General features: G+C 61.4%; 11 protein-coding genes and 1 pseudogene. 11 read left to right on the forward strand and 1 reads right to left on the reverse strand.

Annotation, left to right across the window (positions count from 1 at the left end; translation table 11 throughout):
- Positions 1-336: 336 nt before the first annotated feature.
- Positions 337-1,779: an amidase family protein gene (locus tag U4Y91_RS25465; RefSeq protein WP_321807400.1), complete on the forward strand. Its 1,443-nt coding sequence runs from the start codon at positions 337-339 to the stop codon at positions 1,777-1,779.
- A gap of 36 nt (positions 1,780-1,815) precedes the next feature.
- On the opposite strand, the gene U4Y91_RS25470 is transcribed toward U4Y91_RS25465, so the two are convergent.
- On the reverse strand, positions 1,816-2,649 hold the full coding sequence (locus tag U4Y91_RS25470; RefSeq protein WP_321807417.1) for a FadR/GntR family transcriptional regulator: 834 nt from the start codon (positions 2,647-2,649) through the stop codon (positions 1,816-1,818).
- 231 nt (positions 2,650-2,880) lie between these two features.
- Here U4Y91_RS25470 and U4Y91_RS25475 point away from each other — a divergent pair, with 231 nt between their 5' ends.
- From U4Y91_RS25475 to U4Y91_RS25520, 10 genes and pseudogenes are all read left to right on the forward strand, one after another.
- Complete coding sequence (locus tag U4Y91_RS25475; RefSeq protein ID WP_321807401.1) at positions 2,881-4,140, forward strand: acyl-CoA dehydrogenase; 1,260 nt, start codon at positions 2,881-2,883, stop codon at positions 4,138-4,140.
- 31 nt (positions 4,141-4,171) lie between these two features.
- Complete coding sequence (locus tag U4Y91_RS25480) at positions 4,172-4,450, forward strand: acyl carrier protein (RefSeq protein ID WP_060188646.1); 279 nt, start codon at positions 4,172-4,174, stop codon at positions 4,448-4,450.
- 121 nt (positions 4,451-4,571) lie between these two features.
- Positions 4,572-5,471 (forward strand): 3-oxoacyl-[acyl-carrier-protein] synthase III C-terminal domain-containing protein, encoded by a 900-nt coding sequence (locus U4Y91_RS25485; RefSeq protein ID WP_321807402.1) that lies wholly within the window; start codon positions 4,572-4,574, stop codon positions 5,469-5,471.
- A pseudogene (locus U4Y91_RS25490) lies at positions 5,468-6,414 on the forward strand (3-oxoacyl-[acyl-carrier-protein] synthase III C-terminal domain-containing protein). Before U4Y91_RS25485 ends, U4Y91_RS25490 begins: the two are co-directional and overlap by 4 nt.
- Positions 6,415-6,464: 50 nt before the next feature.
- Positions 6,465-8,084 (forward strand): acyl-CoA ligase (AMP-forming), exosortase A system-associated, encoded by a 1,620-nt coding sequence (locus U4Y91_RS25495; RefSeq protein WP_321807403.1) that lies wholly within the window; start codon positions 6,465-6,467, stop codon positions 8,082-8,084.
- Entirely contained in the window at positions 8,081-9,289 is a 1,209-nt protein-coding gene (locus tag U4Y91_RS25500; protein WP_321807404.1) for a pyridoxal-dependent decarboxylase, exosortase A system-associated, read from the forward strand. Before U4Y91_RS25495 ends, U4Y91_RS25500 begins: the two co-directional genes overlap by 4 nt.
- Positions 9,290-9,317: 28 nt before the next feature.
- The gene (locus U4Y91_RS25505) at positions 9,318-10,427 is read left to right on the forward strand and encodes an acyl-CoA dehydrogenase family protein (protein WP_321807405.1); all 1,110 of its coding nucleotides are present in this window, start codon (positions 9,318-9,320) and stop codon (positions 10,425-10,427) included.
- A gap of 38 nt (positions 10,428-10,465) precedes the next feature.
- A complete protein-coding gene (locus tag U4Y91_RS25510; RefSeq protein WP_321807406.1) occupies positions 10,466-11,017 on the forward strand; it encodes a GNAT family N-acetyltransferase in 552 nt (183 codons plus the stop codon).
- The gene (locus tag U4Y91_RS25515) at positions 11,014-12,054 is read left to right on the forward strand and encodes a 3-oxoacyl-ACP synthase (RefSeq protein ID WP_321807407.1); all 1,041 of its coding nucleotides are present in this window, start codon (positions 11,014-11,016) and stop codon (positions 12,052-12,054) included. Before U4Y91_RS25510 ends, U4Y91_RS25515 begins: the two co-directional genes overlap by 4 nt.
- A complete protein-coding gene (locus U4Y91_RS25520; RefSeq protein WP_321807408.1) occupies positions 12,051-12,977 on the forward strand; it encodes a 3-oxoacyl-ACP synthase in 927 nt (308 codons plus the stop codon). Before U4Y91_RS25515 ends, U4Y91_RS25520 begins: the two co-directional genes overlap by 4 nt.
- Positions 12,978-13,129 lie beyond the last annotated feature (152 nt).

The raw sequence follows: 13,129 nt of genomic DNA on the forward strand, positions 1-13,129 counted from the left end.
GACTTGCCACTTACAACACTGTCGCCACGGATATGATATCCGCGCGCATGCGTCGAGCGCGTTCGCGCGACTGATGCGTCGCCCATCACGCTGTCCGGCGCTTTGCGGTGTGGAATGCACAACGCACAGCGAACACTGCGCTTCGGCTCCGAATCAACTTCGGCGCGCCCAGCACCTATTTATCATCATTAAATGTACGCTGACCGAGGTGTGGCGTCAACGCGCCGCCATCCAGCGTTTACCCGCAAAACATCCCTATCCTCCGGAGCTTCCCTCAACTTGACAGTCGCATCGATCGCGCCTAATGTTAATTAATGATGATTAATAGGCGACCCGATGAGCAGCGATCTTTGTGACCTGACAGCGCGCGAACTGAGCGCAATCTATGCGGCTGGGCATGCGTCGCCGGTAGACGTCATGCACGCGACCCTCGCGCGCGTCCAGTCGCTCGGCCCGACGGTGAATGCGTTCTGCCGGATCGCCGATGACGCACTCGACCTCGCGCGCGCGTCCGAATCGCGATGGCAGCGCAGTGCGCCGCTAAGTCCGCTCGATGGCATACCGGTCAGCATCAAGGACAACGTCTCGATTGCGGGGCTGCCCACGCGATTCGGATCTCGAGCGACTGCGGCCGAGGCCGCACAATCGGACAGCCCCTGCGTGGCCCACCTGCGCGAAGCTGGCGCGATCTGCTTCGGCAAAACCACCCTGCCCGATTTCGCGCACAAGATCGTCACCGACAGTCCGCTGACCGGCATCACGCGCAATCCGTGGGATTTGTCCCGCACGCCTGGCGGCAGTAGCGGCGGCGCAGCAGCAGCCGTCGCGCTCGGGATAGGCCCGATTGCCATCGGCACGGACGGCGGCGGCTCCATTCGTATTCCCTCCGCCTTTACCGGCACCTTCGGGTTCAAGCCAAGCTTTGGGCGTGTGCCCCATGCGCCACGCGGCCCGTTTGGCCTGCTCAGCCACGTCGGTCCCATGACGCGTTGCGTGGAAGATGCCGCGCAGACGCTGACAATCATCAGTCGGCCGGACAGCCGCGACTGGTACGCGCTGCCATTCGATGGCGCCGACTACGTGCGCGGGCTGCCATGCCAACCCGTGCCGGGCGGCATCCGTGTTGCCAGTAGCCCTACGCTCGGATTGTCGGTCGCCGTCGACGCAGCGATCCACGATGCTGTGACACGGGCTGCCGCGATGTTTCGCGAATGGGGGGCCCTCGTTCGGGTCACCGATCCCCCGGGCGTCGCGCAATGCAATGCGGTCCACACAACCCTTTGGCGTGCCTGCTGCCGTCAACTCACGGACGGGATGATCGACCGTTGGGCCGAGCTCGATCCGTCGCTGCAGGCGTATGCGCAAGCTGGTAACGGCATCTCGCGGGAAGCGTTGCTGGGCGCACTGATCGAACGAGGCGAGTTAGGCGCTGCCGTGAACACGTTCTTCGAACAGCATGACCTCCTCATCTGTCCTGTGTATCCGCGCGTGGCGCCGTCACTTGCCGAGGTGAATTCGAGCAACGCGCTGTTTCCACATTTCACGGCATGGTGCAACCAGCTGGGCATGCCGGCGGCGAGCCTCTATGCCGGGATGACTGCCTCACGCCTGCCCATCGGGATTCAGATTGTAGGCGGCCGTCATGCCGATGCACTGGTACTGTGGGCAAGCCACATGCTCGAACGCGCGTTTGGGCCCGCCCCGTTTGCCGAGCTCGCACATGCGCTCTCCACGCCCACCTCGGCCGCCGACGCAACATCCGCCCGATGCCCGTCCTGATCGTGTTCGCGTGCAAACGGACCGCAATCGAATCATTCAGAGCGCGCGGTCCGTGCGCAGGTCCAGCTCGGAATCGAGCACCAGCTTCTGCTGCAGCGCCGCGTGGACCTTGCGCAGTTGCGCTTCGGCTTCGTCCATGTGCACCGCCATCAGTTGCGCGACCGCATCGGAATCCCGGCGCCGCGCGGCCTCGAGAATCGCACGGTGTGCCGCGACCGTGTTGCGGCCGAACGCTTGATAATCCCGTTGCGTCACGTTTCCGGCCACGATCACCAGCGTGTGCAGCATCTGGTTGATGATCTGGCACAGGCTGCGCAGGAACGCATTCGGATGCGCGGCGGCGAGCACGTCGTGGAAGTGAATGTCTTCGTGGCGTTGATCGAGCGCCTCCTCGTGACGCGCTTCGAACGGCTCGCAAACCGACACGCTGCGCTCGAGCGCCTCGAAGTCCGCGTCGCTCAGATAGGGAACCGCACCCGCCGCTACCATTGGTTCCAGCGTCCGGCGCACCGCATAGATGTCCTCGAGCGTGATGCTTTCGAAGAACAGATAGTTCTGCAGTGACTGGAACGCGCGGGCAAGCGGCACACGCGTGATCGTCGCCCCGCCGTCCGGACCGGTGCTCAAGCTCACTAGCCCTTGCACTTCCAGCGCCTTGAGCGCCTCACGAATCGAGCCTCGGCTGACGTTGAACTGCTGCTGAAGCTCGGCTTCCTTGTCAAGCCGTTTCCCCGGTCGCGCCTGCCCATCATTGATCCGGCGCTTGATCAACTCGGCCACCTGGTCGCCGCGCTTGATCGCGCGCGAACCCCGGTTATCCCGCTGCATCTGCGGCATTTTCTGTTCGGTTGTCCGTTTTCGCCCTGCCATATCGGTCACGTCCGTCGTTGGCCATTCTCTGCTGTATCCCGGCGCCATTATCAGGCATCCGCACTCAGCACGGCCAGATTTCCGACTCCATACGGGCCTCCCTCCCAACGTTAGGAGTAGCCGGGGTGGTAACCAGGACCTACGCTGCAATCCGAACGCCATGCGCCGAGCACCCATCACGTCCCTGCATGTCGGTCACTCGATTTTGGTTGCCATCAGGAGAAATCCCTCATGTCACAGTCGGTGAAGTCGTCTCAGGTGCAATCCACGCTTGCGACAATCCGGGCTAACCTCTCGGCCGACGGGCTGGAACTGGATCAACTTGCTGCACGCATGCGTTTGAACGGCCCCGAAGCCGACCGGACACGGCAGATTCCAGATGCGGTTTGTGCGCCCTCGGACGTACCTGCGCTGAACCTGAATCTCGTTCCGGCCGCGTACGGAGGTTGCATGGACGTGCAATCACTGATGTCGCGCGCCACACTGATGGAATATCTCGGGTACGCCGACGCGGCACTAGCGCTCGCGCTGCCCGGCCCCGGCCTCGCAATGCCGCCCGTCCTCGCACTTGGTAGCGGCGAGCAACAGGCCCGCTTCTTCGAACGATTTCGCAGCGACACACCGCGTTGGGGTGCGTTCGCCATTACAGAGCCCGACTGCGGCTCGGATGCGACCGCTATGCGCACCACCGCTCGCAAGACGGCGCGCGGCTGGGTGCTGAACGGGACCAAGTGCTTTATCACCAACGGCGCACGCGCGGACGATGTGATCACGTTCGCCACCATCAATCGGCACGCTGGTCGTTTCGGTGTTCGAGCGTTCCACGTCGATCGCAATATCCCGGGCTTCTCTGTCGATCGCGTCGAGCAAATGGTCGGCCTGCGCGCCAGTCAGCTCGCGGTTCTCTCCTACAACGACTGCGAAGTACCAGACGACGCGCTTCTCAGACGCGGTGACGAAAAGCCTCTCAACGACGCGTTTTCGGGCGCACAACACGCATGGGACTACTTCCGCCCCCTACTTTCCGCGGTCACGGTCGGCGCATGTCAACGAGTACGCGACGATCTCGCGGCCTACTTCGACGCAGGCGGACATCCTGTGAATCAACGCCATCGCACTGCCGACGTGAACGAAGCTCTGCTCGATATCGATCGGCAAATCGCTACAGCCCAGTTGCTCTGCCGACACGCGGCGTGGAAAACAGATCAAGGAATGGCCACGTCGGTGGACGCGTCAATGGCCAAGGCGTACGCGTCACAAGTAGCCGCCCGCATCACCCGAGCTGCAATCGATCTCGCCGGCCTTGATGGTATCGCTGCCTTTCCGTCGCTTGAGCAAAGCTATCGGGATGCAAAGGCCTTCGACATCATGGAAGGCACCGGCGACCTGCAGCGGCTCATGATTGCTCGCTCCACACTCCGCTCGGCTTCTCTTCCCTGGGAGGTCATCTCTCCCGCGCCGCACCGCTCTACAGAAGCGCACCCATCCTGAACCCGTCCGAAATTCGCACTGGAGATCGTTCATGGCAACCCATCCCGTTTCCCCCAGTTCCGCTGGCGTGTCCGAGACAGTGAAATCCTGCTTGCTGTCGGTCCTTGGTAGCACCCTAAGCACCGATCTCATCGTAGATGACACCAACCTCTTCGATGTCGGCGTGGATTCGATGAATATGACGGACTTGCTGCTGCAACTCGAACAGCGCTTCGGCTTCACGCTAGCACCCGAGGATCTCTCCGCCGATCTGTTCCTGCGTTTCGGCAATCTCGTCTCGTTCGTCGAATCCCATGCGTCCTGCGACTAACCTCACTGGCGCCGAGCCGCGCATTGTCGCCTCGGCGCGATACATTCCGCTGCACGATGTCCCGGCCAATGCACATATCGAACCATTCATGGTGTCGGGTGGGTCCGAACGAGAGGACGTGATGCAAGCAGTCTATGCCGATACGCTGCGGTGGCGCGACCGTGGTGCCCCATTCGGCGTGGCCGGTATTCCGTTGCCGCAAGTATCACGGGCTACTGAGAACCGGGTCGCTGTGGAATCCGACCAGACATTGTCCGACATGGCACTTGCCACAGTGCGAACGCTGCTTGACTCGTCGTCTCAGGTCGAGGCGCTCACCCCCGATCAAATCATCGTCTGCACAACGAGCTTCGAGCATGATCTGGCATTGTCGTGTGCCTGCCGCCTCCACAGCGAGCTTGGATCAGGCCGAGCCCCGCTGGCGGTCGGCCAGCTTCAAGGCGTGTCGTTCCTGATAGCGTTGGAGATTGCCGTGGCGATGATGGCCGCTGACATCCGACTGAATACCGTCGTGATTGTCGCCGCGGAGCGCTGGCGCCGGCCATTCCCACGTCGGATAGGTGCGCAGATCGACATGGGCGATGGGGCCGCTGCCGTACTGATCGCGAGACACCCCGGCCCCGGATGGCGGATAAGCGGGCTCACGGTACGGACGCCCGTAATCCCACCTCTCGCAAGCGAGCGCGAACTCATCTACACATCGACCCTCACGGATGTCATTGGCGAGACGTGCGCAAGCGCGGGTTTTCAACCTGGCAATGTCGACTGGGTACTTCCTGCGCCAGTCGACACTCATCTGGCTCACGAAATCCACACGCGCTGTGGATTGCGGCCCGAACGTGCCTGCCGCATATGCATGGACGCGCCCGGCCATTTCTGCGCAGCCGACACGCCCGCGCGACTCGACGCGCTGCTGCAATCGATCAACCCTAACGAGGGACAACATGCCCTCGTTTGGTCTGCCGGTTTCCAAGGGCAGGCCGGTTGCGCTCTCCTTGAATTTCGTCGAGGTGGATCATGATTGCGTCGCAACAAGCCGGCTCCCTTTCTCTATCTGGCATCGCGTTCAGCCTGCCAGATCGGACTGTGGATGCGCATCGCTGGGCGGAGCGCTGTGGTCAGCCGTCGACTCGTGCGCGGCACTGATCGAAAACGGCGTAACGCAGTTCCACGACGCAGCTGGCGAATCGCCCGTGACACTTGCCGTCGACGCTATATCGTCCCTGCTGCGCAACACCAGAACAGCACCCGAAACGATCGATGCGTTCGTATACACGCACACGATTCAGACCAGTGTTATCGCACCACCCGCGAGTACTACGCAACAGATCCAGTCCCAAATGAATCTGAACCGTGCACTGGCATTTTCAGTCACGCAACAGCACTGCGTCTCACCAATGGCCGCGATCCGTGTGTTGCAGGCGCTCGCCTCGCGACAACTCACCATCCGGCGAGCGATTGTGGTCTGCGCCGACGTGATTGGTTCCCACTGCGACCGGCTGCGGGCAATCCAGGATCTTGCGCTCCATAGCGACGGTGCCTGTGCGCTGCTGCTCGAACGAGGCGGCCACCGAAATGCCATCGCGGGCTTGCACTTGTATACAGACGGACGATCCTTCCGCGGTACGGACGAGGATCTGCAGCCGGTTCCCGACGATCGATACTACTGGTCTGCGTTCACGACCATGCGTGCAGCCATTCAGCAAGCGGGCATCACGACACGCGAGATTAGCCACGTACTGCCTCACCACGCCAATCTTCCGGGCTGGTCCAGGCTAATGGCAATGCTAGCCATCCCTCGCGATCGGCTCTTCACGGCGAACTTTGCGCCGATCGGCCACGTCTTTGGCGCCGATCCCTTCATTAACTTCCAGACATGTTCGAACCGGGAACCGGGCGGTTGCTCGCTGCTGTTCTCATGTGGCCTGGCAGGGTGCTTTGGTGCGATGGTGGTCCGCCACTGATTAGCCCATCGATTTCCTTTCAACGCTCGACATTCGATCCGGATACCGTCATGAGAAACATACTCGACCTCGTGGAAGCGGCAGCAAACCGCACACCTGATGCGGAAGCGCTCGTCTGCGGTTCCGCCCGCATACGCTACCAAGATCTGGCTCTACGCGCGCGCGGTATGGGCGACGCGCTCCACGCACTTGGGTTCACAGCCGGCGCGCGCATTGCGATCTATCTGGACAAACGTGTCGAGACGGTCGTGTCGATGCTGGGTGCCGCCGCCGCGCAATGTGTGTTCGTTCCCATCAATCCGCTCCTCAAACCCCAGCAGGTCGCTCACATCCTGCACGACTCCGGTGCCGATTGCCTGATTACCAGCGCGCTGCGCGCGCGGGTCCTTGACGAACATGGTCTTACGGGCGTTTCCTACACGATCATCGTGGACGATGCCGGCTCCGCAAGCCGACATCTCCGAACAACAACGCACGTTCAAAGCTGGCCCGAGTCCGCAATCGGAAATCGCACGGAACGCGATAGTGACAATCCACCGCAATCACCGGCGTCGGCCAATGTCGACACGGATCTGGCCGCCATTCTCTACACATCAGGCTCGACTGGATTGCCGAAAGGTGTGATGCTGAGCCACCGCAACCTGCTCGAAGGTGCCTGGAGCGTTGCTCACTATCTGAACCACGCCTCTTCCGATCGAATCCTCGCCGCCCTGCCGCTCAGTTTCGATGCTGGCCTGAGTCAGCTCACATCTACCTGGGCGGCGGGAGCCACCGCCGTGCTCATCAACTATTTGGCACCGCAAGACGTCATCGATGCCTGCGCGAGCGAACGCATTACGGCGATCACGGGCGTACCGCCCTTGTGGATGCAATTGACCCGTGCGGCTTGGCCCGAGCCCGCACGCCGGAAGCTGCGCTACTTCGCGAATACCGGCGGCAAGCTGCCGGCGCCCGTCTTGCAGCAACTCCGGGCATTGTTTCCGCAGGCCGAACCCTTTCTAATGTATGGCCTGACCGAGGCATTTCGCTCCACGTTTCTCGACCCCTCAGAGGTCGATCGTCGCCCCGATTCCATCGGGAAAGCCGTACCTAACGCCCGAATTCTGGTCGTTCGCGATGATGGCTCGCCTTGTGGACCGGACGAAATCGGAGAACTCGTCCATGTCGGAGCCTGCGTCACGCTCGGTTATTGGAATGACGCGACACGCACTGCCCAGCGCTATCGACCTTCGCCCGAGCTGAAACCCGGTGGCGCGCCGCGAGATCGTGCTGTCTGGTCAGGCGACCTGGTACGGCGAGATGCAGAAGGATTCCTGTACTTCGTCGCACGCAACGACGCCCAAATCAAGAGTTCTGGTTATCGCATCAGCCCGGAAGAGATCGAAGAAGTCGTTCACGACAGTGGCCTTGTCATGGAAGCGGTTGCCTTCGGCATCCCTGACGATGAACTTGGCGAAGCGATCGTCCTGTTGGTCGTGCCGGTAGCCACGTGCTTCGATGCTCAAACGCTTCAGGCTTGGTGTGTGGAACATCTGCCGCGCTACATGGTGCCACAGCGCATCGTGGTCCGCGAGACAGTTCCGCGCAACCCCAACGAGAAATTCGATCGAGCCGCATTGCGCGCCGCCTTCTCGAGCTCTGACGCCGCCTCCGAAGTGAGGCAGTCGTGAACGGGCTGTTTGGGGAGCACAACGGCGTCCTCACCATCGGCGGCGTCGAGATCAATCGCCTGGCCGATCGTGCAGGGCGCACGCCGTTCTTCGCTTATGATCGCGCAACGCTCGACCAGCGTGTATGCACGCTGCGCGACACGCTGCCAGCCGGTATCGACCTACATTACTCGATCAAGGTGAACCCGATGCCCGCGGTCGTCCATCACCTCGCGCCACAGATGGACGGGTTCGACGTGGCATCGGCCAACGAGATGGCACTTGCGCTAAACGCGGGCATGCCCGCAGAACTGATCGGCTTCGCCGGCCCCGGAAAGAGCCGCGACGACTTGCGTCGCGCCGTCGCAAGCGGTGTCAACATTCACCTCGAGTCGATTACTCAGCTGCACCTCGTGACAGCACTTGGCTGGGAGCTCGGCGTTCAGCCCAAGGTCGCTATTCGAGTCAACCCGGACTTTCGCGTCGATCACAGCGGCATGCGCATGGGTGGGGGCGGCACCCCTTTTGGGATCGATGCGGAGCAAGTACCCGAGCTACTTCGCGAGTTCGATGCCCGAGAAGTATCGTTGGCCGGCTTTCATATTTTTTGGGGATCCCAGTGTCTACACGCCCCGACCGTCATCGAAGCTCAACGGAAGAGTGCGGATCTGATCGTCAGATTGGCCAGTGACTTGTCGGTCGCGCCGCAATACGTGAACTTCGGAGGCGGTTTCGGCATCCCCTATTTCGCGGGTGAAACACCACTTGACCTCGCTGCGGTCACCGATGCCATGCACGATTGGCTCGGCGTATTCCGCGGTCGCTTACCGGACACGCGCGCGATCTTGGAATTTGGGCGATATTTGGTCGGGGAAGCCGGCATCTATGTCTGCCGAGTGATCGATCGCAAGGTATCCCGAGACCGAACATTCTTGATCACCGATGGCGGCCTGCACCACCATCTGGCTGCATCGGGAAACTTCGGGCAGATCCTGCGCCGCAATTTTCCGGTCGCCATCGGGAATCGCCAAACACAAGCCCCTACGGAGCGTTGCCACATCGTCGGATGCCTGTGCACGCCGCTCGACCGGATCGCCGACGACGTGCTGCTTCCCGAGGCTCGCATTGGGGACTTTGTGGTCGTATTCCAATCAGGTGCATATGGACGCTCGGCCAGCCCTAGGGACTTTCTCGGCCACCCTGATGCGATCGAGATGCTCGTCTGACCACCCTCGTCCTTTGTGGAGGATTGTGATGTTCTCCCCCGACTCCTTCCCGCCAGGGCCCGCTCCGGTGCCGTGGGCACTGACCGATGATCAACGCAACCTCTATATCGCGAGCCAACGCTTCGCGCGCAACCGACTGGAGCCTTTGCTTGCCGGTTCACCCAGCGTAGCAGCGTGGCAAGAAACCGTCAGACTCGCTGCCGCAACACTTGATCTTGGAGCAATGGTCCTACCCGAGGAACACGGCGGCCTGGGAATCGACCGTCACGGCCTGGCACTTGTTGTCGAAGCGCTCGCCGCCGGACCACTTGAGCGTGCATTGGAGTTGACGCTGACAGCACCCGCGCTCATGGTGCTCCGGATGCACAATGCACTCGGTCCAGTTCTGGCTCGGCCGGTTCAGGCGTATTTCGACGGCACAACAGCGATCGCATTGTCCGTGCCCGGCATCGACAACGCAACAATATGGCAACTCGGTCCACTGGGCGACGCTGTGACCCTTACCATGCGGATAGATGAGAAGCAGCGCCTCCTCCTCACCGAGCGCCCACGTGATCAGCGACCTTCGAGATCGACAGGCATCGCCACGCTCGGCACCCTCGTGTTGGAGCAATTGCATTCCGACGAAGCCGCGGCCGAAACACCCCTCGCCGTGATTGCGCGAGCCGACAGCGATAGCGTTCCTCCCGCGCAAACGTACATGACGGAAATCGGCCTCTATCTCGCTGCACTCTTGACGGGCGCCATGCAACATAGCGTCCGGTTCGCGTTCGATTACGCGACGACTCGCCAAGCGTTCCGAAAGCCGTTAGCAAGCTACCAGCTCGTCGCGGCGCGATTATCCGACATGCTGATCGTCACCCATGGCACCCACCTGTTTTTGCAGGCAGTAAGTACGGCTCGCCCGTCGGCGCCGGTCCCGCTGGTCCGTCAGTTACTGCGACACGTCGCGGCCGAGTCGGTCAACGTCAGTCGCGAATTCGTGCAGCTTTGCGGCGGCCATGGTTATGTTGAAGGGCTCCCGCCGGCAGCCCGCTTCCAGACGGGCCACTGGTTTGCCTTCCTGCTGCAGCGCATCGACACAGCGCTCGGCTGGCTCGCGGAGCCGCGGATGGCGAATGAGGAGGTCGACGGATGAATGGCCGCGCCCCTACGGATGGCACGCCTCAGCCCTCAATGGACAACGCTGCATCGCATGCAACGTCCTCTACTTTCTGGCTACGCGAACCAGGGCTGAATGACATCGACGACATCGTCGCCTGGCTCGCCCAGCCGACCATCAGCCGGTGGTTCGACTTCGGGCTCGGCCGCCAAACCCTACCCGCATTGGCGGTGCAAGCAATGGTCCATAGCAGACAGCATCGAATACGCGTATTCGGTTCGGTCGGCTATACAGTGCCGAGCGGTATAGTCGCCGTCAATGATGTCACGCATCGCTTCGCGGTGGGCTCATTCTGGATCCTTCGCGACCGGTTGCGGCCAACCTGCGTCAATATGGCTTTCAACGCAGCGACATACCTCCTTCATGAAGCGTTCGTCCGGGATCGGCTGCGGTGCATCACTGCATGGGCTGTCGACTGCAATGTTCCGTCGCAACGTCTGCTCGCGCGCCTGGGTTTTCGTCTGATCGGACAGCAACGGGACTGCCATCTCGTCGATGGCATGCGCGTCGGGCGGCTCCTTTACGACCTGCTGCCCGACGACCTCGCGCTACCACGCGCACCATGAATACACCTGTGATCACGGCACTTGCCAGCTATGTGCCGCACACAGTCGCTGTACAGCGTGAGCGCGGAATCGAGCCGACGCTCAGTGCTCCGATGCGGTCCGGTTGGCACGCTTGGGTCGCGTCGTGGCAAGCGGATTACGCCCCCCACCCCACAAAGAATGCGGCTGCAACCGGACGCGCTGCAGCCGACACAGCGCCGGACGAATTTCGCTGTGTGCCCGTTGAGCGCGATACCGATCTGTCCGGGCTCGCCGCGAAAGTGGCGCAGACAATATGTGCTGCGCGGCCAGCCAATGCAACGCCGATCGATATTGCAATGTTCTGTCACAGTAGCCTCAACGAGCATGTGTCCACAACGATCGCTGGACGCCTGCGTGCAGTAATTGGCACACCCTGCTTTCCATTCTCGGTCTCGCAACAGCAGGGGGCTTCCGCGTTCACGGCACTCCAACTGGCGAGTGATCTGCTGATTGCGGAGCCCGAAATCCACACCATCTTGATCGTCGCAGCTGAAAAGTGGTGTCCACCGTTTTCGCGATGGACGGATCAGGGAATTGTGCAGGGCGATGCAGCCGGTGCCATCCTCATGGAACGCTCCAGACCCGCGTCTTGCGGACTGGTTGTGATCGACGCACGCGCCAGCCGCTTCCACCGGTTCGCGACACCCGCCGCGCTCTCAAGCCTAGATATCCGCACAGATTGGGTTCCGGCGCTGCAATCGACGATCGACGCGATACTGCGCCGGCACGCGCTTCAACCGAACGACCTTGGCACCGTCGTGGGAGCAGGAATAGATCCGCAACTTGATGAGGCTATTTGCCGACATCTCAGTCGCCGTGTCGTTGAATTTTCCGACCGCCACCGCGCCCATCTAGGCGCAGCCGAACCTATCGTGCGGCTCGCCAACGCACTCGAATCTCACGACCTGTCAGTGTGCGTTCGAATCCTGACGTGGGGCGTCGGCCTGGGCGGTTTCGTCGGTTGCGCACTGTTCGAATCGCATGGCAGGCCGCACTTATATCTCAACCCGTCATGAGCGCTTCTATTGGGATCGTCCATACCGCTTACTATCTGCCTGAGCCGGCCGAGGATGTCCGCAGTTGGGCCCAACGAACCAAGCAGTCCGTCGAGACCGTCAAACACCTCGAAGAAGCGGGGGTGCGCTCGTTCTATGACGCTCGGGGACAGACTGCGCTTTCGCTCGCCGCGAACGCCATCCAATCGCTCGTTCGTGCGACCCATCTTGCTCCCGACACGATCGACTTTCTCGTCTACGTTCATACGCTTCAGGGCAGCGTCGCCCCTCCGCCGCTATCCCTGCCACGCCTGCTATGCGAACACTTTGGTTTCGAGCAGGCAGAGGCATTCTCGTTTGCGCAACAGCATTGCGCCTCATCACTGGGCGCGCTACGAATCATTCGCGCGATGTTTTCCGCCCGTCCAGCTATCAACCGCGGCCTGCTGGTCGGCGCAGACGTCATGCCCCTCGCAAGCGATCGGTCAATAGCCGGGGCCGGATTGCTCAGCGACGGCGCATGTGCCGTGCTCGTCGAACGCAATGCCTCGATCAATCGATTGATCTCGCTGGCCTTTCACGCGAGTGGAGAAGGTTGGCTAGGCACACTGGGAGAAGATGAATCGCGTTTCGCAGCTCAGTACTTCTTTGCGGCGCGTCGACTCGCGACGCAAACGAGCGCTGAGGCGAATGTGCCCCTAGCTGAAATTCAGCGCATCTTGCCTTCCCATCTTGATCTGCCAACCTGGCGCCGAACTACCGCATCGCTCGGTCTTCCAGCACGATGCCTGTTTACTGACAACTTTGCTCGCGTCGCGCATGTGACGGTCAGCGATCCATTCATCAATCTCGCCGACTGCGATGATCTGGTTCCCGGTAAGCCTTTCCTGCTATGCGCCCGCGGAGTGGGAGGATTTTCCGCGGCGGCACTCTTCGTTCGCTAACAGGATCGTTGAGTTCAGGAAATTTCGCCGATGGCGCGGCACACGATCGCTAAATACGTCGCAATATCGCTCCCGTTCCGGTCGGCGATTTTTAAAAATAAAATCGCGTATTTAATTATCACAATATATTGAATGACGTTCCGATTCCAACC

The sequence above is a fragment of the Burkholderia sp. BCC1993 genome, assembly GCF_905339865.1.
In the GTDB taxonomy this organism is placed as follows: domain Bacteria; phylum Pseudomonadota; class Gammaproteobacteria; order Burkholderiales; family Burkholderiaceae; genus Burkholderia.

Bases quoted from the DNA above. Each gene is read 5' to 3' on its own strand.
- U4Y91_RS25475 (WP_321807401.1), top strand. From the start codon at position 2,881: ATGTCACAGTCGGTGAAGTCGTCTCAGGTGCAATCCACGCTTGCGACA.
- U4Y91_RS25480 (WP_060188646.1), top strand. From the start codon at position 4,172: ATGGCAACCCATCCCGTTTCCCCCAGTTCCGCTGGCGTGTCCGAGACA.
- U4Y91_RS25485 (WP_321807402.1), top strand. From the start codon at position 4,572: ATGCAAGCAGTCTATGCCGATACGCTGCGGTGGCGCGACCGTGGTGCC.
- U4Y91_RS25465 (WP_321807400.1), top strand. From the start codon at position 337: ATGAGCAGCGATCTTTGTGACCTGACAGCGCGCGAACTGAGCGCAATC.
- U4Y91_RS25515 (WP_321807407.1), top strand. From the start codon at position 11,014: ATGAATACACCTGTGATCACGGCACTTGCCAGCTATGTGCCGCACACA.
- U4Y91_RS25495 (WP_321807403.1), top strand. From the start codon at position 6,465: ATGAGAAACATACTCGACCTCGTGGAAGCGGCAGCAAACCGCACACCT.
- U4Y91_RS25505 (WP_321807405.1), top strand. From the start codon at position 9,318: ATGTTCTCCCCCGACTCCTTCCCGCCAGGGCCCGCTCCGGTGCCGTGG.
- U4Y91_RS25520 (WP_321807408.1), top strand. From the start codon at position 12,051: ATGAGCGCTTCTATTGGGATCGTCCATACCGCTTACTATCTGCCTGAG.
- U4Y91_RS25470 (WP_321807417.1), bottom strand. From the start codon at position 2,649: ATGGCAGGGCGAAAACGGACAACCGAACAGAAAATGCCGCAGATGCAG.
- U4Y91_RS25510 (WP_321807406.1), top strand. From the start codon at position 10,466: ATGGACAACGCTGCATCGCATGCAACGTCCTCTACTTTCTGGCTACGC.